Here is a 25,206-nt window from a genome sequence, read left to right on the forward strand (position 1 = left end):
AAACTACTTATTTTTACGCATCACAATAACTTGTCCTAAAATAAAGACAGCAATGGCAATCCAGATAAAGATAAATCCTTTTAATTGTCCTACAGCTATTGTTTCTTTAAAAATAAGAACCGCAATAATCAACTGAATCGTCGGGTTAATGTATTGGATAAACCCAATAATATTTAAAGGTGCTCGCTTAACTGCCTCTGCAAATAAAAGCAAAGGAATTGCCGTCACCACACCAGAAATTACCAACAAAACATTTTCCAGTAAAGTATAATCAAGCATACTTTCCTTACTAAAAGCTACCAAATAAATGATGACAAAAGGCAAAACCAGACTACTTTCAACCAGCATAGCAACATCACTGGAGAGTCGAACATTTTTCTTAACCAAGCCATATAAGCCAAAAGATAAGGCTAAAACAATCGAAACTAGTGGCACTTGACCTGTGTCAAAAGCAAGCATTCCAACTCCAAATCCTGCAATAGCAATTGCTGAAAGCATCCAAGAACTTAAACTTTCGTGCAAGAAAATCACAGCAAGTAAAATGGAAACAAGCGGCATAATATAATAACCAAAACTCGCCTGAGTTGCTTGACCATGTGCCACTGCAAAGATGTAAGTCAGCCAGTTAATAGCAATCAAAAAGCTCGCCAAAATCATCATAAATAACTTCTTCTTATCAGCTATCAAACTACCAATCTCACTCTGATACCGCTTGTGATTTCTGGATACCAGCATGTAAAGCAACATGGTAATAACTGTGAAAATGATACGATAAGAAAAGGTGTTATATGAACTAACACCTGAAAGTAATTTCCAATAAAGGGACAAAAAGCCCCACAAAATGTATGTTACTAAACCAAGTAGAAAACCTAAATTAGTCTTTTTCAACAAAAACTCCTTTAGTATCTACATGTAGAGCAACTACTTCACCGTCCAAGCCAAGTGATTGAACAGCCTCTAGAACTTTGCTTTCTTGCTCTTTTGGCGCCAAAACCATCACTGTTGGACCAGCACCAGAAAGATAAGTCGCATAAGCACCAGCTTGATGCGCTTTTTCTTTAATCTGAGCAAATTCTTTTACTAATTTTTGACGGAAACGTTCATGGAAAAGGTCTGCTTCAATCGCTTTTCCAGCTTTTTCCAAATCTCCTGTCAAAAGAGCTGCAATAGCAACATTGGCAATTGATGAGGCTGCAACAGCTTCTTTGTAAGAAAATTGAACTGGAAGTACATTACGACTATCACTTGTCTTTAATTCATAATTTGGAATAAAAGCTACAAATGATGCTTCTGGGAAAGTCGCAACAGCACTGTTAACTTTTCCATCAACATATGATGACACCACAAGATTTCCAAAAATAGCTGGCGCTACATTATCTGGGTGCCCTTCAATTTTAGTTGCTAGCGTAAGCTTTTCATCATCTGACAAGTTCAAGTCAGCCAATTGATTGGCTAACTCAATACCTGCCACAATAACTGAAGATGAAGACCCTAAACCACGTGCCAAAGGAATATTTGAAATCATCTTAATGCGATGTGGTTTTAAATCTGATTTGACTTGCAAAGCTGTCGTAATCAAAAGATTCGTTTCATCACTTGGAACATCACCCAAATCATGCAAAACTTCCCATTTATCAGCAGCATCTAAAACCTCGATTGTCAAATACTTAGAAACCGCAACACCAACAGAATCAAATCCAGGTCCAACATTAGCAGAGGTTGCTGGTACTGTAATTTTCATATCACTATAATCGCTCAAAAATGAGCCTTCCTTTCACCTTTAAACTTATCGTTTCTTATTCACCCAATACTTTAAGGGTATTTAAAACTTTAAAATCTTCTTCAGCTTCCAATTTTTCAGTAACCGCAGCCAATTGTGTCTTACTCATTGAGTGAGTAATGATAACCACACGCGCACGAGTACCATTTGCTTTTTGTTGAAGTACTTGTTCAAATGAAATATTTTCAGAATTGAAGATTTCAGCTAAACGAAGCAATTGACCTTTTTTGTCAGGTGTATTAATTGCAAAATAGTAATGGCTTGTCACATCTGAAGGATTTGCCATTTTTGTTTCACGAGCAAATTCGTTGAATGATTTACCAACATTACCATCTTTAATACGACGGCAAATGCGGATAATATCAGCTGTTACAGAAGTTGCTGTTGGTTTTTGACCAGCACCTGGTCCATAATACATTGACTCACCGATACCGATAGATTCAACAAAGACAGCATTCATAACGTCATTTACACTAGCAAGTGGGTGAGCTTTTGGCAAGAATGTTGGTGACACTTCTGCTGAAATACCTGATTCAACTTCACGGACGTCGCCGACAAGTTTAATCACATAACCAAGTTTTTGAGCGACAGCCACATCATCAGGTGTGATTGTTGTGATACCCTTGTGAGCCACATCGTCAAAATCAATTGTCATACCAAATCCAAATTGACTCAAGATAACAGCTTTATAAGCAGCATCGATACCTTCAACGTCATTTGTTGGATCACTTTCAGCATAACCAAGTTCTTGAGCTGTCTTAAGAGCATCATCGTAAGTCCAACCTTCATCAACCATCTTAGTCATCATGAAGTTTGATGTACCGTTAAGAACACCCAAAATACGAGTCACTTTATCAGAAGTAAGTGAATTTGCTAGTGTACGAAGGATTGGAATACCACCAGCTACTGCCGCTTCATAATAGAAAGCAACGCCTTTGTCCTTAGCAAGCGCAATCAATTCTTTACCATGAGTAGCAATCAAATCTTTATTGGCTGAAACAACATTTTTACCTGCTTCAAGAGCTTTTGTGATGAAAGTACGAGCTGGTTCGATACGTCCCATCAATTCGACAACAATGTCAATGCTATCATCACTTAAAATCTCATCAACGTTTGTAACAAAATTATAATCATTTCCGGCAGCCAACAAACGATTTTTTTCTTCATCGTCTTTGACAAGAACCTTAGCGATTTCAATGGTGTCATGAGCTGCTTCCGTAATTTTTGAATCATTTTCTTTCAAAAGGAAAGGAACACCACTAGCAACTGTACCAAAACCGAGCAAAGCAATTTTTATTGACATTTTTTTCTCCTTAGTAAGTAATTTTCGAACGGAAAAGTGATTTTTTCAACCAGCACTTCCTAAAATAAAAACATTTTCTACATTATACCATAAAATTATTCAGAATTTACAGAAAAATAAAGAAGTCTAAAAATCTTTCCCTAATTTAAGGTAAATTCTTTATTCTGTACTAAAAAAGTAGTACAATAAAAGCAGATTTTTATCTACAGGGGAGATTTCCATGAAAACACGACACAAGCACGAGAAAAAAAGCAAAAAATCACTAATACTCGTCAATATTATTCTATTTTTAGCCTGTATCATAGCTGGCGCCATGCTCTTTTTCACACTAAAAGAGAGTCACTCGATTCTATCAGCAGAAAAAACAGAGCAAGTCTCATCAAAATCAAGCAAGCAATCATCGGCTGCTCCTTCCACTCAAGAAAGTTCAACAAGTCAAACTACTGATAGTAATGACGTTAACTGGGTTCAGCAAGATTCTGATGTTTCTCTTCCAATTCTAATGTATCATGCCATTCACGTCATGGCTCCAGAAGAAGCATCAAATGCCAACCTTATCGTAGATCCGACAACATTCGAAAGTCACATCAAGCGACTTTCTGATGAAGGATACTATTTCTTAACTCCTGAAGAAGCTTATAAAGTTCTAACAGAAAATGTTTTACCAAATGGAAATTCAAAAATCATTTGGTTAACTTTTGACGATAGTTTATGGGATTTTTACGATAATGCCTACCCTATTTTGAAAAAATACGGTGCCAAAGCAACTAACAATGTCATTACAAGTACTGTCGGAAATTCAGCTAACTTAAGTCTCGACCAGATGCTTGAAATGAAAGAACAAGGGATGTCTTTCCAAAGTCATACTTCAACCCACCCAGACTTATCTGCTAGTGATGACAATACTCAAAAAACAGAAATGTCCGATGCCAAAAGCTACCTTGATAGCAATTTATCACAAGATACCATGACAATTGCCTATCCAGCTGGTCGTTATTCAGACACTACACTTCAACTTGCTGGTGAGCTCAACTACAAACTCGGCATCACAACTAATGAAGGTATAGCTGATAAAAATGACGGTTTATTATCATTAGATAGAATTCGAATTTTACCAGAGACAACAGCAGATAGCCTGATGGCAAGTATTAATCAATAAAAAAAGCCTTGCTTAAGGCTTTTATACTCAATTATCATCATTAGTTAGCTTTTCGAAACATTTTGATCAAACTATAAATGATATAAGCTAAATTTCCCAAAAACAAGGCTGACCACAGATAAACAAAAACTTTTTGATGGTGCTCAATATTGTAAAAAACGGCAACTAGATAAATCACCAAATAAACCAATGACATGATTGGAAATGTTTTCTTCTTTTGCTGCATAACTCACTCTCCCTTTAACCGTCATATCATAACACAATTTGAATACGCTGTCCATATCGCCAATGATTTTTTAATAAGTATTTACATTATAATTGAAAGGGCTATCTCATAAATTTGATACGTTTACATTTTTGGAAAACGTTTTAGGATAAACTTCTTTTCCCCGACATCGCAAAGAGAGTGCTATAATAACTTTAACTAATACTCAGATCCAATTCCCCATTTTGCTCAAAAAGAAAGGATTTAATTATGGTATGTGGTAAAGTTAAGCAAATAAAGGATACAAAAGACAGGCTATTTTGTTCCCTCATCTGCCTGATGAAAGACAAAAACTACGAAGACATCAAGATTAAAGATATTCTCGAAATCTCCCAAGTCTCAAGAAGAACCTTTTATCGTCACTTCGCTAATAAACAAGAACTCTTAAATTACTATTTTGAAAAGGTAATCGATGAGTATCTAAGAGAACGCCAAAACTTCGCTCAATCTGAAAGTTTCGAAGAAATGGTGGCTGGTTCATTAGAATTTTGGTATCATAAGCGAAACGTTTTATCAATCTTAATCAAGCACCAACATTTTGATCTTTTCTTTCACCAATTCAACCGACGTGCCAAAGAAGTCTATGACAGCATTACCCTCCCTTGGTTTGCTTACAGCGGTGATGTGACAAAAATTAATTTTGCCATGGATTTTATCATCGGTGGATACTACAATGTTTTGCGTCATTGGTTAAGCAAAGAAAATCCTGAAGGACCTGAAGTTATCGCTGGCGAAGTCAAAAAAATGATTGTAAAACTAACAGAATTTTTCAATCTTGACACTTATCAAGAAACTGATATAACTACAGAAAAACAAGAGCTCTGAGAATTCCAGAGCTCTTATCTTTTTAGTAAAATTAAAACACTTGATGTAACATGACTAAAATGAAAATCAATACGATCAATGATAAGATTTGAATGAATTTGATTTCACTGGCTAAGAGAATCGGGTAACTTCTCAAATTAGTCTTTTTACGATACCATTTTGACCAAAGTATCCCTGCCTCTCCAAGGATAAAAGTAAGAAATGGATAAATAAAAAGATTAATTCTACTTCCTTTACCATCCACTAAGCCATTATTAAAATGAAGTGCAATTTCTTCTGGTGAGAGTAGAACAAAGGCGATAGTTACTAGAAATATAACACCATATAGCAACCTAACATACAACGAGAATCTCTTCATCTGACTTCTCCTAGCAAGTACTGTTACTCAAATTTTAGTCTTCCACTTCACAATTGTCAACAAAAAAAACCACTAGTCAATTGACTAGTGGTTCTGTTTTATTAAGCTACTTGAGTAGTTACTCTATTATTTAAGAGTGATTGAAGCTCCAGCTTCTTCAAGTTTAGCTTTGATTTCTTCAGCTTCTGCAGTAGCAACGCCTTCTTTAACGTTAGCAGGTGCACCATCAACAAGAGCTTTAGCTTCTTTAAGACCAAGACCTGTAACTTCACGTACAGCTTTGATAACAGCAACTTTTTTGTCACCAGCTGAAGTCAATTCAACGTCAAATGAGTCTTTAGCAGCACCAGCGTCTGCAGCACCAGCAGCAGCTACAGCTACAGGAGCAGCTGCAGTTACACCAAATTCTTCTTCGATAGCTTTTACAAGATCGTTCAATTCAAGGATTGAAGCTTCTTTAATTTCAGCAATAATGTTTTCAATGTTCAATGCCATTGTAGATTCCTCCAAAAATATTAATGTTTTATTAGATAATTGTTTGTAGCCCTAGGCTACCATACGCATTAAGCAGCGTCGTCTTCTTTGTTGTCTGCAACTGCTTTGACAGCAAGTGCAACGTTGCGAACTGGCGCTTGAAGTACAGAAAGGAGCATAGAAAGAAGTCCTTCGCGGTTTGGCAATGATGCAAGAGCAGCGATTTCTTCTTTTGAAGATACAGCGCCTTCGATTGCCCCACCTTTGATTTCAAGTGCTTCAGCATCTTTAGCAAAGTCACTAAGAACTTTTGCTGGTGCAACAACATCTTCGTTAGAAAATGCTACTGCAGATGGTCCTACGAAAAGATCTTTCATTCCGTCAAGACCTGCTTTTTCAGCTGCACGAGTCAAAATTGAATTTTTGATAACTTTAAATTCAACACCGTTTTCGCGAAGATTACGACGAAGAACTGTATCTTGTTCAACTGTAAGACCACGTGAATCAACAACAACGATAGATGCAGCAGCTTTCATTTTTTCAGCAACAGCATCAACTTGTTCAGCTTTTTTAGCAATAATTGCTTCACTCATTAGTTTTACCTCCGTTATTATTTTTGGGCTAGGTACAAAAAAATTCGCACCTAAACCTAGACACGAAAGTACAAATACGTTATTTCATCATTACGTTTTGTGCCTCGGCAGGAATATTACGAGCACGGCTCCCCTGCTGTCTTAGGTCAGTTTCATTACAAAACCTTAATCATTATAACTTAGATTTTTGTAGCTGTCAACACTTTTTTACTTTTTTTGCTTAATTTTTTTATTTTTACTCTTTTCTACTATTAAATAGCACGCTAATTGACTTTTGAATTTTTCTAACAAAAGCCTAAAATCATATTATAGTATTAGTTTTAAAAATATCAAACGCTTACTAGATAAAAAAATCATATTTTCTGCGCATAAATCTTTGACTTTTACTGACCAAAGGTGTATTATATCCTCAGAAGGTGATTGATAGGAACAATTGATAAATCTCTTTAAATACGACCTCTCTACTCCGATATGTAAAGACTAAAGGGATTTGACCTTCAATCTTCCAAATCATAGAATAATATCATTTGGAATTATTTTAAGAATGAAAAGAGGTAATTATACATGGCAAACAATCAATTTTACGGAAGAGATCCTTTTGGAAATATGGATGATATCTTCAACCAATTAATGGGAAACATGGGAGGCTATAATTCAGAAAATAAACGCTACCTAATCAACGGTCGCGAAGTAACCCCTGAAGAATTTGCGCAATACCGTCAAACTGGTAAACTCCCAGGAAATGCTGATTATCAAGAAGGTACTCCTACTTCTGCACCTAAAGAAGATGGTATCTTGGCTAAACTTGGAACAAACTTGACTGAACGTGCACGTAACAACGAACTCGATCCTGTTATCGGACGTAACAAGGAAATTCAAGAAACAGCTGAAATCTTGTCTCGTCGTACAAAGAACAACCCAGTTCTTGTCGGGGATGCTGGTGTTGGTAAAACAGCTGTCGTTGAAGGATTAGCTCAAGCCATTGTTAACGGTGATGTGCCTGCTGCTATCAAGAACAAAGAAATTATCTCAATTGATATTTCAGGCCTTGAAGCTGGTACACAATACCGTGGTGCTTTCGAAGAAAACATCCAAAACATGATTAAAGAAGTCAAAGACGCTGGTAATATCATCCTCTTCTTTGATGAAATTCATCAAATTCTTGGAGCTGGTTCAACTGGTGGTGACTCTGGTTCTAAAGGTCTAGCAGATATTCTTAAACCTGCTCTCTCTCGTGGTGAATTGACTGTTATTGGTGCAACTACTCAAGACGAATACCGCAATACCATTTTGAAAAATGCTGCGCTCGCTCGTCGTTTCAACGAAGTTAAAGTTAACGCTCCTTCTGCTCAAGACAGCTTTAATATCTTGATGGGTATTCGTGATTTGTATGAAAAACACCACAATGTTATCCTTCCAGATAATGTTTTGAAAGCTGCCGTTGACTTTTCAATCCAATACATTCCACAACGTAGTTTACCAGATAAAGCAATTGACTTAATCGATATGACTGCTGCTCACCTAGCTGCACAACATCCTGTAACTGATGTTAAATCTTTGGAAAAAGAAATTGCAGAACAAAAAGAAAAACAAGAAGCCGCTGCCGCTAAAGAAGATTACGAAGCAGCTCTTAATGCCAAAGTACGTATCGAAGAATTGCAAAAACAAATCGATAATCACACTGAAGACAAGAAAGTTACTGCTACCGTTAATGACGTTGCTGAATCCGTTGAACGTCTAACTGGTGTGCCTGTTTCAAACATGGGCGCAAGCGACATCGAACGTTTGAAAGAATTGGCTAGTCGTTTGAAAGGTAAAGTCATTGGTCAAGACGAAGCTGTAGATGCTGTTGCTCGTGCTATTCGCCGTAACCGTGCTGGTTTTGATGAAGGAAACCGACCAATTGGTAGCTTCCTCTTCGTAGGTCCTACTGGTGTTGGTAAGACAGAACTTGCTAAACAATTGGCTCTTGATATGTTTGGTTCAAAAGATGCAATCATCCGTCTAGACATGTCTGAGTACTCTGACCGCACAGCCGTTTCTAAGTTGATTGGTACAACTGCTGGTTATGTTGGTTACGATGACAACAATAACACACTTACTGAACGTGTTCGTCGTAATCCTTACTCAATCGTTCTTCTTGATGAAATTGAAAAAGCCGACCCACAAGTTATTACACTTCTTCTTCAAGTTTTGGACGATGGTCGTTTGACTGATGGTCAAGGTAATACAATTAACTTCAAGAACACTGTTATCATTGCTACTTCTAACGCTGGCTTTGGTAATGAAGCTTTGACTGGTCAAGAAGACAAAGACATGAAGATTATGGATCGTATCGCTCCATACTTCCGTCCGGAATTCCTTAACCGTTTCAACGGTATCATCGAATTCTCTCACTTGACTAAGGATGACTTGAACGAAATCGTTGACTTGATGCTAGCTGAAGTTAGCAAGACTATCGCTAAGAAAGGTATTGATCTAGTCGTTAGCGATGAAGCTAAACAATACCTTATCGAAGAAGGTTACGATGAAGCTATGGGTGTTCGACCACTCCGCCGTGTTATCGAACAAGAAATTCGCGATAAAATCACTGATTTCTACCTTGATCACACAGATGTTAAACACCTTAAAGCTGATATGGTTGACGGAGAACTTGTTATCAGCGAAAAATAAGCCTATCAAGGCACTCCAATTTCTAAGCACTCCTAATCTCTTAAAAGCTCAACCCAACTTGTTATGGGTTGGGCTTTTTCTACCATAATATAGGACAAGTATGATTTTTCTAAAAACCCCCTAGTACCTTATCATATAAAATGTTACAATATGACTGTTGACTCTATTAGAAAGAAGGACATGGTGTGAATGATTTAGAATACATGCCTCAGAACAGTCGTTTTGAAGCTGTTTTACTCGGATTTTTAGGTGGTGCCCTAGACGTCTATTGCCAAATTCAATTTGACACACTTGTTGCCACCCAAACCGGAAATATTCTTTTTCTTATCGCTGATATTAGTCATAGTTCACTTCATCAGACACTTATCCGTTTGTACTCAGTTTTATTCTTTTCACTCGGATTTATGTTTGGATTGCGTGTACGTGCCAAAGCTAAAACAGCCTTTTGGCGTGCCTATGCTATTTTACCTTTATTAGTTGTAACGATTGCTTTGCCACTATTACCTGAGAATCGTTTACTTTGGGTTATTCTTTTAGCGCTCGGTACTGGTTTACTAACTTTGACATTCTCTGGTAGCCAGATTGAATCGCACGCTTATTCTATTTTAATGACTTCAGGAAATTACCGTAAAATGATTACAGCATGGCACAACTACTTAACTGTTGAAGAAAAAACAGCAAAAATGAAACGACAAGCTGTGAACTATTCTTTGGTCGTTGTTAGCTTTATCATCGGTGCTATCTTTGTCGCGATTGTCCACCATTTCATTCAAGTAAGAACCATCTGGGTAGTATCGCTCACCCTGGCTGCTATCGTTTATCATTACACAAGTGTGGTTATCCGCTACCGCCTTCAAGAAACAAATCTATAATCAAAAAACGTTTGGAAAACTCCAAACGTTTTTATTTTAATTTATCAGCCAATAATTTAATGTCTTCTGGGCGAGTTCGGCAACAGCCACCGACAATCTTTGCGCCGAGTTTGTGCCAAACTTGACTATTTTCACACAAGGTATGTGAATTGTCTGGTAATGATTTCCAAGTCTGTGTTGCCCCGTCATAGATTTCTCCAGAATTTGGATAAGTTACCAAAGGTTTTTGAGAAATTGTACGACTAGCTTTCAACAAATCTGAAATAATCGCTGGACGGCTACAGTTAATCCCAAAAGCAAGGATTTGTTTGCTGCTGTCGCAGAGTTTTGCGACCTCAGTCATTAGCGTTCCATCAGAAATGCTCTGACTATCTTGTGCCGTAAAGGACATGTAAGCTTCTGTATCAGGAAATTCATCAGCCAGCAATTCAACCAAGGCCGTAGCTTCAATCATATTTGGGATAGTTTCAATGGCTAGAAAATCACTTCCCGCCGCCAGCAAAGTCTGAATACGTGAACGATGAAAATCTTTGAAACTTTCTTTTGATAACTGATAATCTCCAGTATACTCAGAACCATCTGCCAAGTAAGCTGCATAAGGTCCAACATCACCAGCAATCAATGGATAGACACGCTTTTTCTTCTCATCGTCTGACAAAGATTGCCAAAAATTTTGGCGAGCTTTTTTAGCCAATTTAACTGTCAAGGCAATAATATCAAGCGCTTCTTTTTCTGACAAACCATAATCTTCTAACCCTTGAACCGTTGCTTGATAACTTGATGTTGTCACAATATCAGCACCCGAACGAAGATAATCTTCATGAAGTTCTTGAATAATTTTCGGATTTTCCAGCAAATATTTTGCTGACCACAACTTTCCTGACACATCATGACCACGATTTTCTAACTCAGTTCCAAGAGCCCCGTCCAAGATAAGATAATCAGTTGATTCTAGTAATTCTTTAAGTTTACCCATAACTTCCCTTCTACCATTTTTTATAACGTAAATAGTGATACACATAACACAAAGCAATAAACGGAAGTCCAAAATACAGACCTGCTCTTTGCGATGCATCCCAAGCAATTCCGACAATAGAAATTAACAACAGCACAATTGTAAAGTAAGGCAAGACTGGCGTCATTGGCGTTTTATACGATAATTCATCCAAAGAATGATTTTCCAAAAAGACTTTTCGGAAATTAATCTGCGCTAATGGAATTGATAACCAAACAACTACCACAGCAAACCCAGCAATTGATACCAATGCAAGATAAACCGTATCGGCTGCATAAATACTTGAAAATAGAGCCAGTACTGCACCAATCATCGATAACAAAAGAGCACGCATTGGCACACCGTGTTCATTGATTTTAACAATTTTTTTCGATAACATGCCTTCATTGGCTAGTGACCACAACATGCGACTTGAAGCATAGAGTCCAGAATTTCCAGCTGATAAAATGGCCGTTAGGATAACAAAATTCATCATGTCAGCCGCAAATGGAATTCCCATTTTGTCAAAAACATCAACAAACGGTGCCGTTGACACTCCTGCTTCTTTCATTGGCAAAAGTGATGCCAAGACGAGAATGGTCAAAACAAAGAAAATAACCAAACGTCCGATAGTTGTTTTAATCGCCTTTGGTACTGCCTCTTTTGGATTATCGGTCTCACCCGCAGCGATCCCGATGAGTTCAGTTCCAGAAAAAGCATAATTAACCGCCAACATCACCGAAATCAGAGCAGCAAAACCTTTTGGAAAGGCACCATTAGCAGTTAAATTGGTAAATAAGATTGCTTTATGTTGACCTTCAAAACTCACTAAACCAAGCATTGCACCCAGACCCAACACAATAAAGATGATAATAGCAATCACTTTAATTGAAGCAAAGAAAGACTCAGCTTCTGCAAAGCTACGAACACTCAGTGCATTGATAGCAAAAATTACCAAGGCAAAAAGTGTCGCAAAAATCCATGTTGGCACTTCTGGAAACCATCGTCCCATTAGCATCGCTGCTCCTAAGAATTCCGTTCCAAGAGCCACCGTCCAACAAATCCAGTATAACCATGCCACTGTAAATCCAGTTCCTGGACTGATGAATTTTGTAGCATAGGTATGAAATGAGCCAGTGACTGGCATAGCAACAGCTAGTTCCCCCAAGGATAACATGACCAGATAAACAACAACTGCTCCAACCAGATAAGACAAAACAGCTCCTAAAGGACCTGCTTGAGCAATCGTGTAGCCAGAACTCAAAAACAAACCTGTTCCGATAACACCACCCAAAGACAACATAAACAAATGCCTGCTCGTCATCTTACGCTGGAATTGACCTTCATTTTCAAAATTATGATTTTCCATATAAGCCTCTCAATCCGTAATATATCTATCATATCACAAGATTTTCAGAAATGATAATAGACTTTAACTATCAAGCACTTAGTTAAAAACTATAACAATGAAAAAAGCCTGAAATTTTCATCTCAAGCTTTTATTATTACAATTCTTCTAAAATGCTATCCCACGCTTCATCCAAACCAGTACGGTCGACTGATGAGAAGACAACAAACTTATCAGATTTATCAAAATTCAATTTTTTCTTGATAGCTGATTCATGCTTGTTCCATTTACCACGTGGAATTTTATCAGCTTTTGTTGCTACCACGATAACTGGAATTTCATAATACTTCAAGAATTCATACATCTGAATGTCATCAGCACTTGGGTCATGACGAAAATCTACCAAACTAACCACCGCACGCAAATTATCACGGCTAACAAGGTATTCTTCAATCATTTTGCCCCATTTAGCACGTTCAGCTTTAGATACTTTAGCATAACCATATCCTGGAACATCGACAAAACGTAACTTGTCATCGATGTTATAGAAATTCAATAATTGTGTTTTACCAGGCTTACTAGAAGTACGAGCCAAATTCTTACGTCCTAAAAGAGTGTTAATAAAACTAGATTTACCAACATTTGAACGACCAGCAAGAGCAACTTCAGGGAGCTCATCTTGTGGGTAATGTGATTTATTAGCTGCACTTAACAGAAGTGAGGCATTATGGGTATTTAAATACTCAGTCATTCTCTCCTCCTTAGGCAATCTCTAAAATTGGTTTATCTTTGCCTTCAACAGCATCTTTTGTGATACGGACTTTAGTGACTTCTTCACGACTTGGAATTTCAAACATGATATCCATCATTGTTTCTTCAATGATTGAACGAAGTCCACGTGCACCTGTCTTACGTTCGATAGCCTTATTAGCAATAGCTTGAAGGGCGTCTTCATCAAATTCCAACTCAACACCATCATATGATAGAAGTGTTTGGTATTGTTTAACCAAAGCATTACGAGGTTCTGTCAAGATACGCACCAAATCATCTGTTGTCAATTGTTCAAGCGCAGCAACGACTGGCAAGCGTCCGATAAATTCAGGAATCAAACCAAATTTTTGAATATCCTCTGAGATGATTTCTTGCATGTAAGAAGCGTCTTCATCGATCTTGCGGTTGTTTTGACCAAAACCAATAACTTTTTCACCGAGACGTTGTTTAACAATATCTTCAATACCGTCAAAGGCACCACCAACGATGAAAAGGATATTCTTAGTATTGATTTGAATCATTTCTTGGTTAGGGTGTTTACGACCACCTTGTGGTGGCACGCTAGCAACTGTTCCTTCAATGATTTTAAGAAGGGCTTGTTGAACACCTTCACCTGAAACGTCACGAGTGATTGAAACATTTTCGCCTTTTTTGGCAATTTTATCAATTTCATCCACGTAGATGATACCACGTTCTGCACGTTCAATATTAAAATCAGCCGCTTGAATTAATTTTAAAAGAATGTTTTCAACATCTTCACCAACATATCCTGCTTCTGTCAATGATGTCGCGTCAGCAATCGCAAATGGAACGTTTAAACTTTTCGCCAAAGTTTGGGCAAGGAATGTTTTCCCTGAACCAGTTGGTCCGATTAATAGGATGTTAGATTTTTGTAATTCAACATCTTCTTCATCACGACTTTCGGCAAAAGAAACACGTTTGTAGTGGTTATATACAGCCACTGCGAGGGCACGTTTAGCGCGTTCTTGACCGACAACATATTCATCGAGGGTTGCTAATAATTCTTTTGGTTTTGGAACTTCAGCCAAATCTGCGAGAACTTCTTCTGCTAACTCCTCTTTAATAATCTCTTGGGATAAAGCCACACATTCATTACAGATAAATACGTTATTTCCGGCAATGATTTTTTTTACTTCGTCTTGGCTTTTTCCACAAAATGAGCAATAAACTTTTACATCATTTGTTCGATTTCCAACCATTTTTCGTTCTCTCTAACTTTATACTTTCTCTATTTATTAAAACAAGGTACCATACACGGCATGAATGGTATTTACTACATTAGTAAAGGCATTCAAAAACAAAAGGACAGCTAACCCATAACGTTTTTTTCTAAGTGCTGGGAGAGCACACAAAAAACAGATAACTGCTAGTAGAGCCGTGAACACACCAAAAATACTTCTCTGCATTCCTTTCTCCCTGTGTTATTTTTATTTTTCAAAAACTGTAATCGTAAAATCGTAGGCGTTTTTGTCATCTTTTTCGTTAAATGACTCTGAAACCTTTTTAAAGGCTTTTAAATCAAGATCTGGGAAATAAGTATCACCTTCAAATTCACCATGAACCGTTGTCTTAACGATAGCATCACAGTATGGCAAAAAAGTTTTATAGATACTTGCCCCACCAACGATATAAAGGGTTTTGTCGTGAGTTTTAAACCAATCAAGGACTTGTTCTACATCATGAACAACTGTCACACCATCGGCTTCAAAGTTTTTATCACGTGTCAAAATCAAAGTTTCGCGACCTGGTAAAATGCGACGTTTCATCCCATCAAAGGTTACACGTCCCATTAAAAGGGCTTGACCCATCGTTGTTTCTTTAAAATGCTTTAATTCTTTTGGGAGACGCCAAGGTAATCTATCATCTACCCCGATTAAGCGATTTTCATCTTCCGCCCAGATTGCAACGATTTTCTTTGTCATATTGTCCTCTCATTCATTACTTTCATTTTATCAGATTTCCTATAAAAATGCTGAGATGCGATACGAAAGCCACTGAAAAAGATTAAATAGCCAAATCAAATTTCAATTGCGGTTTAACGGGTTCGTAATCAACTAATTCAAAATCTTCTGGTTTAATATCAAAGAAATCTGTTCCATCAGGCACATTCAAAACCAAACGCGGTTGACAGTCTGTTGGTTGACGTCGCAATAGTTCTTCTGCTTGCTCAAATTGATTGTCATAAATATGAAGGTTATTTACAAAATAGAAGAATTTACCAACTTTCCATCCGAAATGTTTGGCAATCATCATTTGAAGGGCCACGTATTGCATGGCATTAATGTGATGAGAGACCAACATATCATTTGAACGTTGGGTTAGGGTAGCATCAAGGTAAATGTCACCGTCAACGCGACGCACATCATACATAGTTTGGAAAGCACATGGCAAAAGACCGTCTGTATTTTCAAAAGCTTCGTAATCCCAAAGTGAGATAACATTGCGACGATTCCATGGGTTTTCTTCGAGTTGTTTTAAGATTTTACGAATAATATCGTGTTTTTTAACAACTGCACCATAGCGTTCGCCGATTGTACCAGTGCCATCAACTTCCCAATCATTCCAGTATTTGACATTGTATTTATCATTTAAAACTGAAAGATCATTGGTTTGATCTTGATAAATCCAAAAGATTTCTCGGATAGCACTTTTAATAGGAATAGGACGAAGTGTTGTAATTGGGAACTCACCCTTACTAAGGTCATATTCCGCAAAAGCACCTGTTACATATTTTGAATTTGCTTGCCCACCACTTTGGTAAACAGGACGTGCATTCTCTGAAAATACCCCTTCATTCATAATTTTCTTGATATTTTCTTTAAAAATAACATCTGCTTTAGTCATGCTATCCATTCTCCTTTGATTTTATTGATTTAAAAAAATCATTCCTTCCTATTTTATCTGAAAAACACTAAAAAAGCTAGTATTTTTAACGAATTTGGCTGAATTTGCTATTACTTTGAAGGATAAAACAAACGAATTTTTTATAGGGCATTTTGTATACTTTGTGGTAGAATTATGAATGGACAATTATTCGTCACGCCGTAAATTTAATAAAAAAGAATTTCCTATTTAAGAGGTTTTCCCCACTTTTTAAAAACTTGTTAGGCAAGTACGAATGAAGATAAAGTCCCTAACATTTATTGGAAATTCAATAAAGAGAAAGGTTTTTTCATGAAAATTGGTATTGATAAAATAGGATTTGCAACAGCGCAATACGTGCTGAATATGGACGACTTGGCCGAGAGCCGCAATGTTGATCCAGATAAATACAGCAAAGGTCTCCTATTAAATAATCTAAGTATCACACCAGTCAATGACGATATTGTGACACTTGGTGCTTCTGCGGCAGAAAGTATTCTAAGCGAGGAAGATAAAAATACTATTGATATGATTATTGTGGCAACAGAATCATCTGTTGACCAAAGTAAAGCTGCTTCTACTTATATTCACAGTCTCTTGGGCATCCAACCTTTTGCTCGTAGCATTGAAATGAAAGAAGCTTGTTATGGTGCAACAGCAGCGCTTGATTACGCTCGTTTGCACGTTCAAAAACACCCAGAATCAAAAGTTTTAGTTATCGCTTCAGATGTTGCTCGCTATGGTGTTAACACCCCTGGTGAACCTACTCAAGGTGCTGGTAGTGTTGCTATGTTGATTTCAAAAGACCCACGAATCTTGCTACTTAATGACAACTCAGTTGCCCAAACGCGCGATATTATGGATTTCTGGCGTCCGAACTACTCTACTACCCCTTACGTCAACGGTATTTACTCTACAAAACAATACCTTGACATGTTGAAAACGACTTGGGCAGAATTTCAAAAACGCTTCAACACTTCTCTTGCAGATTTCTCAGCCTTCTGCTTCCACCTTCCATTTCCTAAGTTAGCCCTTAAAGGCTTTAACAAAGTGATGGATAAGAATCTTCCAGAAGACTTTAAAGAAAAACTCAAGGAAAACTTTGAAAGCACTATTCTCTACAGTAAAGAAGTCGGAAATATCTACACTGGTTCACTATACTTAGGTCTTCTTTCACTTCTTGAGAATTCTAAAAATCTTGTAGCTGGAGACAAAATTGCCCTCTTCAGCTATGGTAGCGGTGCTGTCGCAGAAATCTTCTCAGCAACTTTGGTTGATGGTTTTAAAGACATGCTACAAACTAACCGTTTAGAAACGCTTAAAAACCGCATTCGTCTTTCTGTTGAAGACTACGAAAAATTATTCTTTGAGGAAGCTGCTATCGATTCAGAAGGAAACGCAAATATCCCTGAATACAAAACAGGTGCATTTGCTCTCAAAGAAATTCATGAACATCAAAGAATCTATGGTAAAGTAAATGACAAATAAAGTGACTTGGGGAGGATTCTCCAAAAAAACGTTGGCTGAACGCCTTGAACATCTGGAAAAAAATGAACTCATTAGCGCAGAACGCTTAGAAAGCTTAAAAAACAATAAGCTTCTCTCACTAGAAACTGCTAATCAAATGGCCGAAAATGTCTTAGGAACTTTTTCACTTCCATTTTCACTAGCGCCAGATTTTCAAATCGATGATAAAACTTTCAATGTTCCAATGGTAACCGAAGAACCTTCTGTGGTTGCTGCTGCAAGCTTTGCAGCTAAAATCATCAAACGTTCTGGAGGTTTCAAAACTCAAGTTCACTCTCGTAAAATGATTGGGCAAGTTGCCCTTTACGACGTTCCAAATAAAAGTGCTGCTAAAAAAGCCATTGTTGAACACACAGAACAATTAATTAGCCTAGCAAATGATGCGCACCCTTCTATCGTTAAACGTGGAGGTGGTGCACGCGAATTGAGCATCGATGAAAAAGATGACTTTTTGATTGTTTACCTAACGGTTGATACTCAAGAAGCTATGGGCGCTAACATGGTTAATACTATGATGGAAGCTTTGGTGCCAAGCTTAGAAGAGTTATCAGGCGGTAAAAGTTTGATGGCCATTTTGTCAAACTATGCAACAGAATCTCTTGTTACCGCTGACTGTCAAGTTGACCTTCGATATCTCAGCCGTAACAAAGAAGAAGCTCAAGAGTTAGCTAGAAAATTCCACTTAGCTAGTAAATTAGCCCAAGAGGATGTTTACCGTGCAAGCACGCACAACAAAGGCATTTTCAACGGTATTGATGCAGTCGTTATGGCAACTGGAAATGACTGGCGCGCTATCGAAGCTGGTGCTAACACTTACGCTTGTAAAGATGGTCAATACCGCGGTCTAACAACTTGGATATTTGATGAAGAAGCTCAAGTTCTCCGCGGTCAATTGACTCTTCCAATGCCAATCGCAACTCGTGGTGGCTCAATCGGACTGAATCCAACGGTTAAAATTGCGCACGACCTTCTTGGTCACCCTGATGCCAAACAGTTGGCACGTATCATCGTTTCTGTTGGTTTAGCACAGAACTTTGCTGCTATTAAAGCTTTGACTTCAACTGGCATTCAAGCTGGTCACATGAAATTACAAGCTAAATCACTTGCACTCCTTGCTGGTGCCAAGGATAAAGAAGTCTCTGAAGTGGTCAAGGTTCTACTGGATGCAGCACATATGAATCTTGAGACTGCGCAACATATCCTCGTTAATTTAAGAGATTAAGCCAGTTCGTCGGACCTAACTCACACTTTAATTTTCAGGCTCATGAAAAAACTGTCCACTGGACCTAACTCGCTTTCTTATTTTTAGTCTCGTGAAAAAACTGTCCACTGGACAGTTTTTTTCCTTGACTTTAATTTTTGATAATTATATAATCTAGTTATCGATACTAGATGAAGAGGTGGATATAACTTTATGAAACCAAATTATCCAAAATGGTCTGAATTACCAGAGATTGATTTGTACTTAGATCAAGTACTTCTTTACGTTAATCAAGTTGGAAAAGCCAATCAACAGGATGAAAAAGGCTTGACAGCTTCTATGATAAATAATTATGTCAAACATGGTCACTTAGAAAAACCTGTTAAAAAGAAATACAATCGTAAGCAAGTGGCTAGATTGATTGTTATTACAGCATTGAAAAATGTTTTTTCTATCCAAGAAATCAGCCAAACTTTAGCACTCTTGACCGCTGAAGACCAGTCACAAAAACGCTACGATGACTTTGTTGCTTGTATGAATGGTGAAAAAGTTGATAATTTACCTCCTGTGGTCGTCTCAGCTTGTCAAACGTTAAAATTGTATTTTCAAACCCATGAATTGGTTCACGCATTAGAAGGAGAATCCCATGAAAGCTAGCATGACTTTAAAACTTAGTAAACGTCTTTCTTTTGGTGAAGAGGTTGCAAATAGTGTCACTCACGCTGTCGGTGCTGTTGCAATGCTGGTACTCTCGCCGATTACGGCTATTTACAGTTATCACCACTATGGCATGCAGGCTGCTGTTGGGATGTCAATTTTTGACATTAGCCTGTTTTTGATGTTCATGTCATCAACAATCTACCATTCAATGCAATATGACTCACCACAAAAATTTGTTCTACGTATTATTGACCATAGTATGATTTATATTGCTATTGCTGGTTCTTACACACCAGTTGCTCTTTCACTTGTTGGTGGCTGGTTAGGTTACTTAATCATTATCTTGCAGTGGGGAGCAACCATTTTTGGCATTCTTTACAAGATTTTTGCTAAAAAAATCAATGATAAATTCTCACTCTTTCTTTATTTGCTAATGGGTTGGTTAGTTGTCTTTATCATTCCAAGTATTATTAGTAAAACTGGTGTTGTCTTTTGGAGTTTGATGCTGGCTGGTGGTTTAGCTTACACAATTGGTGCGATTTTCTACGCTAGAAAACGTCCTTATGACCACATGATTTGGCATTTGTTCATCCTGCTTGCATCTATCTTACAATACATCGCAATCGTGTATTTCATGTTGTAATAAAAAAAACACTGATTAAAGTCAGTGTTTTTTTGTTGCTTCTTGTAATTTTCCATATAAAAGGTAATCGACATCTTTTAAATCTTCAATGGTTTTGCAATTAAGAGCGCACATGATAAGACACAAATCATCTTTCCACCCGTTAATGATATCGATAACTTTGTTAACTGGGTATTTTTCAACCAATTCTAAGACCTTTCGTGAAAGGCCAACTGCTTTAGCACCAAGTACCAAACATTTGACCATATCAAGCGGATGACGAACACCGCCTGAAGCTAAGATTTCAACTTTATCAACCATTGATTGGGCATTCAAAAGACTTTGCACGGTTGTTTGGCCCCAATCATTTAGATAAGAGCGATTATCACCACGTTGATTTTCAATGTAGGCAAAACTTGTTCCACCACGGCCTGAAATATCAAAGGTTTTAATACCTAAGTCATAAGCCATCTCAATGGTTTTTAAATCCATACCAAAACCGACTTCTTTCAGGATAACTGGAACAGGCATTTTTGTCGCGTAATCAACTAGATTTTGTTTCCAAGAGCGGAATTCACGCTCTCCTTCTGGCATCAAAAGCTCTTGCATTAGATTCACATGCACCTGCAAGAAAATTGGCTGCATTTCTTCAATAGTTTGTAATCCAAGCTCATAGGATTTATCAATCCCAATATTTGTCGCTAACAACAAATCTGGATAATCTGCCTTACTTGGATAAGAATCATCACCTGGATTTTTCAGCGCAGCACTATATGACCCAGTTACCATGACTAAACCAGTCGCTTGTGCTACTTGAGCAAGCTTACGATTGACGGCTTTTGCTTTTTCTGAGCCACCTGTCATAGCATTGATGTAAAACGGAAAGTCAAAATCACGTCCCGCAAAATGCGTATGCAAATCAATCTCGCTCAAATCATAATCAGGAAGTGAACGATGAATCAACTCCATATCATCAAAAGAGTTATACGGTGATTGATACTTTAGTGCATACTTGATATGCTCATCTTTACGGTTCATCATGCTAATTCCTCCAAATCTAGTAGCTCAATACCAGCTTCTTGCCAACGTTTGATGAGTTCTTTACTATCATTAGGGCTAAATGATATTGCAATACCACAATCGCCTCCACCTGAGCCTGATGATTTAGCAATCACATCTAGACCATCTTCGGCAGCTTTTAAGGCTAAAAGTTTGTCGTTGTAAATAGCTGAGCTTAAGCCTAGCAACAAATCGCTCACATTTTGAAGTGCCTTTTTGACACTTTCTTTGTCACCAGTTTGCAGCGCTTGTTTACAAATTTGAACCTCTTTTTCAGTTGCTGCTAAAAATTCTTGTGAAATGGCAGATTTAACCAGATTAATCATGTCTTTTGAAATAGAAGGCTGCATCGTCCATCCGACCAAAAACTCACATGGCAAAGCTGGTGTGATAACTTCAATTTGATAACCCCAGTCTTTATTAAGTACTTCTTGAATTGATTCCTTTTCAATCCATTTTGCTACTTGCTTGCGGTCAAAAGAGGTAAAAGCAACCAAATCATCGTATGCAATACAAGCAATATCCCCCATCGAACCATTGTCACCAAGTTTTAAAAGTGTGTAAGACGCCAATTTAAAAAGAAGATCAGCTGACAAGTTCAACTCATAAAAAGCTGATAAAGCTTTTAGGGTTAAAACAGTAACTGACCCGCTTGAACCAATACCAAATTTCTTACCATCTCGCTCCATTTTTCCAGTGATTTCAAGAGAAAAGGCTGGCATTTCTTCAATAGACTTGCCAAGATAATCAAATAAAGTTACGATTGTTTGCTGAATCAGTGCATACTTGCTATCTGTCGTCATCCCAACTGCATAATCAAACATATCTGAAAAAAGACTGATATCCTTTGCTTCTTTAACCACAGCAGTCATGTGGATAGGAATATTTTTGATAATGGCTGTTTGACCTGGTGTCAGTATCGCGTACTCACCAGCTATATACAACTTTCCACCAGTTTGAACCTTAATCATTTTCATCTTACAATTCCTTAGTTCGTGAAACGATGACACGATAGTTTTCTTCAAAGCGTTTTGTTAAGCGTTCCAAATCTTCTTCTAAACAAAGAACTTTGACATTTGGTCCAGCATCCATAGTGAAATAACATTTTTCACCTTCTGAACGCAATTGTTTAACGAAGTCCATTGCCTTATAACTTTTCTCTGTTAGGTAATTAAATGGTGGATTTGCATGTGTGTTTGTGTCATGCATTGCAAGTGCGTTGCGTTCAGTTAACTCACCAACACGTTCAAAGTCGTTATTTTTAAGATAACCTAGCATATCTTTGTAATCTTGCTCAGATTGTTTCACCCAATCCGCAAAAGTTGTTGACGTTTCAACACAACGTTTCATACCTTCACGGCTAGAAATTGGTTTCTTACTATCACTCAAGACAAGCATAATCATAGCAAGCTTGAGGTCTGTTTGAACAGGGTAAACTTCACCAGAATCTTTGTCCCAAGCAGCAAGTGGTCCAAAGAATGAACGCGATGAGGAACCTGAAGCAAATTTTGCTTTTTGAGCCAGTTCTGCTTGATTTAAACCAGTTTCAAAGAGTTCATTACACGCTTTAACAAGGGCAGACAGACCACTTGAACTTGATGAAAGTCCTGCAGCTGTTGGCATGTTGTTGCTTGTTTCAACCTTGACATATTCTGAACGCTGCCCACGGTATTGATCAATGATGGCAGAAATTTTAGCGTGTTCTTTATCATCTTGTAAAACACCATTGATGTAAAATTCATCGTGGCTGGCTGAATCTGGCAGAAAGGAAACACTTGTTGTGGTAAACATATTTTCCAGTGTCAATGAAATACTGCTGGTTGCTGGAATCATTTTAGCTGCGTCAGCTTTCCCCCAGTATTTGATAATAGCGATATTGGCATATGATTTTACCGTTACAATTTTTCGATCCACGTTTGAACCGCTCCTCCTTCTGTTAATGCTTTACTAATTTTTTCTGCTTGAGCTTTGGTCTCAGTAAGGGCAATAATACATCCTCCAAGACCTCCACCACTCATTTTGGCACCAAGGGCACCATTTTCCAAAGAAATCTCAACTAATTGGTCAGCTTTTTCAATGCTAACGCCAATTGCTTGAAGTTCAGCGTGAGCTTTGGTCATCAATGGGCCAATTTTTTGAATAGCTTTTTCTGTAATTGCCTTTTGGACTTGCTCAGTCAAATCACCTAAAGCAGCCAAATGTGGTAAGTTTTTTTCTTCTGCTTGGGCAACTTTTTCGACAGCTTCACGCGTATTGCCATAAATACCCGTATCTGCGATAACAAGATAAGCATCCAAGTCTAGGTCAAGTGTGTTAAAACCAATATTTCGAATAAAGGTAATTGCCTTGTCACTCAAACATGTCTTAGCATCCAGACCACTTGGGTTTGAGTGGGCAATGATTTCTGCTTTATTTACCAAAATTTCAAGAGTATCCATGTCAATGCTTTGCTCAAAATAATCAAAGACAGCACGAATAGCTGCAATTGAAACAGCAGCTGATGATCCCATACCACGTTTTTGCGGAATTTCTGAACGAATAGCATAAGTAATGGAAACATCTGTGTGATTCAAATACTCTAGTGCTGCGTAAACAGCCGTTGATAATGTGTCATAATAATCGAAGTGAATCTTTTCATCAGCTGGATAGATACGGCATTCAACCTCAATTCCTTGAAGTGGAATAGCAATGGCAGGATAACCGTAAACAACTGAATGTTCACCCATCCAAATAATCTTACTATGCGCCTTTCCGACGCCAATTTTCTTAGTCATTTTCTTCTCTTATATTTTTTTAGTCTACACTCCATTTTATCATCAATAGCAAAAAAAAGCGACTTTTACTAAAAAATGTTGGGGTTTAAAATTTAAAGGCATAGTAAAAAGTCCGAGATGTTAGGCTCTCAGACTTTATCAGTTTCACAATGCTATCTTAAAAGATTTATTTGTCAACTTTTCCACCTTCAACAACTAAATCATCTGCTTTAGCGGCATCGCCGTAAACTGGGGCAAGGGTTTTGTCATAATCTTTGTGGAAGAAGTCTTCTTTTCCTAATGTTTTAATCTCATCATTAATCCAATCAAGAAGTTCAGTGTTTCCTTTTTGGACTGCTGGCGCAATAGTGTCAGTATCTCCCAAACTTGTAATGCCAACTTCGTAACCTTTATTTTCCAAAGCCCATGCTAAAACTTCTGTATTGTCAGTTGATAGCGCGTCACCTCGACCATCTAACAGTGCTTGATATGCTTCGCTGTACTGATCAAATTTTAAAAGATTTACTTTTGGATAATGTTTTTCAAAGTATGTTTCAGCTGTCGTTCCTTTGCCAACGATCAAAGTTTTTCCTTCTAAAGCATCAACGTCAGAAATTAATTGATTACTTGGCGATACGACACCTAACGCTACTTTCATGTATGGCAAAGCAAAATCAACTTGTTTTGCACGTTCATCAGTCACTGTAAAGTTGGCAAGAATAATATCTACTTTAGCTGATGTCAAATACTCAACACGACTTGCTGGGTCCACTGAAACATATTTAACTTTAACTCCCAAATCTTTTGCTAAACGGTTTGCAAAATAAACATCATATCCTTGGTATTTTCCTTTGTCATCAACATAACCAAACGGTTTTTTATCTGAGAAAACTCCAATTTTAATGGTACCGCTCTTCTTGATTGCATCAAGAGAGCGAGCTTTGGCTGTTGACGTAGCTGAAGATGAATTTTTAGTTGTTGAGGATTTTGAAGTTGAGCATCCTGCAGCAAAAACAATTAATAAAAGACTAACAATCGCTAAAAAACGTTTTACAATTTTCATATATAACTCCTTAAAATTTTATT

At 37.6% G+C, this 25,206-nt stretch carries 26 protein-coding genes and 1 other annotated feature; of the genes, 8 read left to right on the plus strand and 18 right to left on the minus strand.

The features are described 5' to 3' along the window. Window positions 1–3 precede the first annotated feature (3 nt). The 3 genes from rarD to SFC32_RS02875 are packed head-to-tail and all read right to left on the minus strand — an operon-like array spanning window position 4 to window position 3,083. Window positions 4–888 (minus strand): EamA family transporter RarD, encoded by an 885-nt coding sequence (gene rarD, locus SFC32_RS02865; protein WP_411049753.1) that lies wholly within the window; start codon window positions 886–888, stop codon window positions 4–6. After that, entirely contained in the window at window positions 875–1,741 is an 867-nt protein-coding gene (thrB, locus tag SFC32_RS02870; protein ID WP_133018213.1) for a homoserine kinase, read from the minus strand. Before thrB ends, rarD begins: the two co-directional genes overlap by 14 nt. 55 nt (window positions 1,742–1,796) lie before the next feature. Continuing rightward, window positions 1,797–3,083 carry a homoserine dehydrogenase gene (locus SFC32_RS02875; protein WP_074563836.1) on the minus strand — a complete coding sequence of 429 codons (1,287 nt, stop codon included), beginning with the start codon at window positions 3,081–3,083 and terminating at the stop codon, window positions 1,797–1,799. 220 nt (window positions 3,084–3,303) lie between these two features. On the opposite strand from SFC32_RS02875, the gene SFC32_RS02880 reads away from it, so the two are divergent. Then, entirely contained in the window at window positions 3,304–4,242 is a 939-nt protein-coding gene (locus SFC32_RS02880) for a polysaccharide deacetylase family protein (RefSeq protein WP_411049752.1), read from the plus strand. Window positions 4,243–4,282: 40 nt separating this feature from the next. On the opposite strand, the gene SFC32_RS02885 is transcribed toward SFC32_RS02880, so the two are convergent. After that, window positions 4,283–4,468, minus strand: a complete 186-nt coding sequence (locus SFC32_RS02885; protein ID WP_006531287.1) for a hypothetical protein — start codon at window positions 4,466–4,468, stop codon at window positions 4,283–4,285. Between the two features lie 318 nt (window positions 4,469–4,786). Here SFC32_RS02885 and SFC32_RS02890 point away from each other — a divergent pair, with 318 nt between their 5' ends. Next, window positions 4,787–5,332 (plus strand): TetR/AcrR family transcriptional regulator, encoded by a 546-nt coding sequence (locus tag SFC32_RS02890; RefSeq protein WP_258250141.1) that lies wholly within the window; start codon window positions 4,787–4,789, stop codon window positions 5,330–5,332. Window positions 5,333–5,363: 31 nt separating this feature from the next. Here the strand turns inward: SFC32_RS02890 and SFC32_RS02895 are convergent, their stop codons facing one another. The 3 genes from SFC32_RS02895 to rplJ form a co-directional block, all read right to left on the minus strand. Beyond that, a complete protein-coding gene (locus tag SFC32_RS02895; protein WP_411049751.1) occupies window positions 5,364–5,690 on the minus strand; it encodes a DUF1648 domain-containing protein in 327 nt (108 codons plus the stop codon). A 126-nt stretch (window positions 5,691–5,816) separates the two neighbouring features. Next, complete coding sequence (rplL, locus tag SFC32_RS02900; protein ID WP_004232036.1) at window positions 5,817–6,185, minus strand: 50S ribosomal protein L7/L12; 369 nt, start codon at window positions 6,183–6,185, stop codon at window positions 5,817–5,819. Window positions 6,186–6,253: 68 nt separating this feature from the next. Further along, a complete protein-coding gene (gene rplJ / locus SFC32_RS02905) occupies window positions 6,254–6,757 on the minus strand; it encodes a 50S ribosomal protein L10 (protein WP_039696786.1) in 504 nt (167 codons plus the stop codon). Window positions 6,758–6,785: 28 nt separating this feature from the next. Then, window positions 6,786–6,921, minus strand: a sequence feature (ribosomal protein L10 leader region). 400 nt (window positions 6,922–7,321) lie between these two features. Here rplJ and SFC32_RS02910 point away from each other — a divergent pair. Then, the gene (locus tag SFC32_RS02910) at window positions 7,322–9,430 is read left to right on the plus strand and encodes an ATP-dependent Clp protease ATP-binding subunit (RefSeq protein ID WP_411049750.1); all 2,109 of its coding nucleotides are present in this window, start codon (window positions 7,322–7,324) and stop codon (window positions 9,428–9,430) included. Between the two features lie 203 nt (window positions 9,431–9,633). Further along, the gene (locus SFC32_RS02915) at window positions 9,634–10,302 is read left to right on the plus strand and encodes a YoaK family protein (RefSeq protein WP_074561098.1); all 669 of its coding nucleotides are present in this window, start codon (window positions 9,634–9,636) and stop codon (window positions 10,300–10,302) included. 31 nt (window positions 10,303–10,333) lie between these two features. Here the strand turns inward: SFC32_RS02915 and mmuM are convergent, their stop codons facing one another. From mmuM to SFC32_RS02945, 6 genes are all read right to left on the minus strand, one after another. Next, window positions 10,334–11,278, minus strand: coding sequence for a homocysteine S-methyltransferase (gene mmuM, locus SFC32_RS02920; protein ID WP_411049749.1), 945 nt, complete (start codon window positions 11,276–11,278; stop codon window positions 10,334–10,336). A gap of 10 nt (window positions 11,279–11,288) precedes the next feature. Then, window positions 11,289–12,665, minus strand: coding sequence for an amino acid permease (locus SFC32_RS02925; RefSeq protein WP_411049748.1), 1,377 nt, complete (start codon window positions 12,663–12,665; stop codon window positions 11,289–11,291). 136 nt (window positions 12,666–12,801) lie between these two features. Beyond that, window positions 12,802–13,395, minus strand: a complete 594-nt coding sequence (yihA, locus tag SFC32_RS02930; RefSeq protein ID WP_074560304.1) for a ribosome biogenesis GTP-binding protein YihA/YsxC — start codon at window positions 13,393–13,395, stop codon at window positions 12,802–12,804. Window positions 13,396–13,405: 10 nt separating this feature from the next. Then, window positions 13,406–14,635 (minus strand): ATP-dependent Clp protease ATP-binding subunit ClpX, encoded by a 1,230-nt coding sequence (gene clpX / locus SFC32_RS02935; protein WP_074560306.1) that lies wholly within the window; start codon window positions 14,633–14,635, stop codon window positions 13,406–13,408. Window positions 14,636–14,863: 228 nt separating this feature from the next. Beyond that, window positions 14,864–15,358: a dihydrofolate reductase gene (locus SFC32_RS02940; protein WP_074560308.1), complete on the minus strand. Its 495-nt coding sequence runs from the start codon at window positions 15,356–15,358 to the stop codon at window positions 14,864–14,866. Window positions 15,359–15,440: 82 nt separating this feature from the next. Continuing rightward, window positions 15,441–16,280: a thymidylate synthase gene (locus tag SFC32_RS02945; RefSeq protein WP_039696780.1), complete on the minus strand. Its 840-nt coding sequence runs from the start codon at window positions 16,278–16,280 to the stop codon at window positions 15,441–15,443. A gap of 330 nt (window positions 16,281–16,610) precedes the next feature. On the opposite strand from SFC32_RS02945, the gene SFC32_RS02950 reads away from it, so the two are divergent. The 4 genes from SFC32_RS02950 to trhA all read left to right on the plus strand — a co-directional run bounded on the left by SFC32_RS02950 (window position 16,611) and on the right by trhA (window position 20,329). Then, a complete protein-coding gene (locus tag SFC32_RS02950; protein ID WP_205399549.1) occupies window positions 16,611–17,786 on the plus strand; it encodes a hydroxymethylglutaryl-CoA synthase in 1,176 nt (391 codons plus the stop codon). Continuing rightward, window positions 17,776–19,047, plus strand: coding sequence for a hydroxymethylglutaryl-CoA reductase, degradative (locus SFC32_RS02955; protein WP_411049747.1), 1,272 nt, complete (start codon window positions 17,776–17,778; stop codon window positions 19,045–19,047). Before SFC32_RS02950 ends, SFC32_RS02955 begins: the two co-directional genes overlap by 11 nt. Before the next feature lie 192 nt (window positions 19,048–19,239). Next, window positions 19,240–19,683: a DUF1836 domain-containing protein gene (locus tag SFC32_RS02960; RefSeq protein ID WP_074560313.1), complete on the plus strand. Its 444-nt coding sequence runs from the start codon at window positions 19,240–19,242 to the stop codon at window positions 19,681–19,683. Then, the gene (gene trhA / locus SFC32_RS02965; protein WP_411049746.1) at window positions 19,673–20,329 is read left to right on the plus strand and encodes a PAQR family membrane homeostasis protein TrhA; all 657 of its coding nucleotides are present in this window, start codon (window positions 19,673–19,675) and stop codon (window positions 20,327–20,329) included. The genes SFC32_RS02960 and trhA overlap by 11 nt, the downstream gene beginning before the upstream one ends. 21 nt (window positions 20,330–20,350) lie before the next feature. On the opposite strand, the gene fni is transcribed toward trhA, so the two are convergent. From fni to SFC32_RS02990, 5 genes are all read right to left on the minus strand, one after another. Continuing rightward, entirely contained in the window at window positions 20,351–21,349 is a 999-nt protein-coding gene (fni, locus tag SFC32_RS02970; protein ID WP_411049745.1) for a type 2 isopentenyl-diphosphate Delta-isomerase, read from the minus strand. Next, window positions 21,346–22,344, minus strand: a complete 999-nt coding sequence (locus SFC32_RS02975; RefSeq protein WP_411049744.1) for a phosphomevalonate kinase — start codon at window positions 22,342–22,344, stop codon at window positions 21,346–21,348. Before SFC32_RS02975 ends, fni begins: the two co-directional genes overlap by 4 nt. Window position 22,345: 1 nt before the next feature. Beyond that, complete coding sequence (mvaD, locus tag SFC32_RS02980) at window positions 22,346–23,281, minus strand: diphosphomevalonate decarboxylase (RefSeq protein WP_411049743.1); 936 nt, start codon at window positions 23,279–23,281, stop codon at window positions 22,346–22,348. Beyond that, window positions 23,263–24,141 carry a mevalonate kinase gene (gene mvk, locus SFC32_RS02985; RefSeq protein ID WP_411049742.1) on the minus strand — a complete coding sequence of 293 codons (879 nt, stop codon included), beginning with the start codon at window positions 24,139–24,141 and terminating at the stop codon, window positions 23,263–23,265. The genes mvaD and mvk overlap by 19 nt, the downstream gene beginning before the upstream one ends. A gap of 166 nt (window positions 24,142–24,307) precedes the next feature. Continuing rightward, window positions 24,308–25,183 carry a cysteine ABC transporter substrate-binding protein gene (locus tag SFC32_RS02990; RefSeq protein ID WP_411049741.1) on the minus strand — a complete coding sequence of 292 codons (876 nt, stop codon included), beginning with the start codon at window positions 25,181–25,183 and terminating at the stop codon, window positions 24,308–24,310. Window positions 25,184–25,206 lie beyond the last annotated feature (23 nt).

Origin of the sequence: Streptococcus sp. TATVAM-FAB8, assembly GCF_046592795.1 — a bacterium.
GTDB classification, from domain to species: domain Bacteria; phylum Bacillota; class Bacilli; order Lactobacillales; family Streptococcaceae; genus Streptococcus; species Streptococcus ruminicola.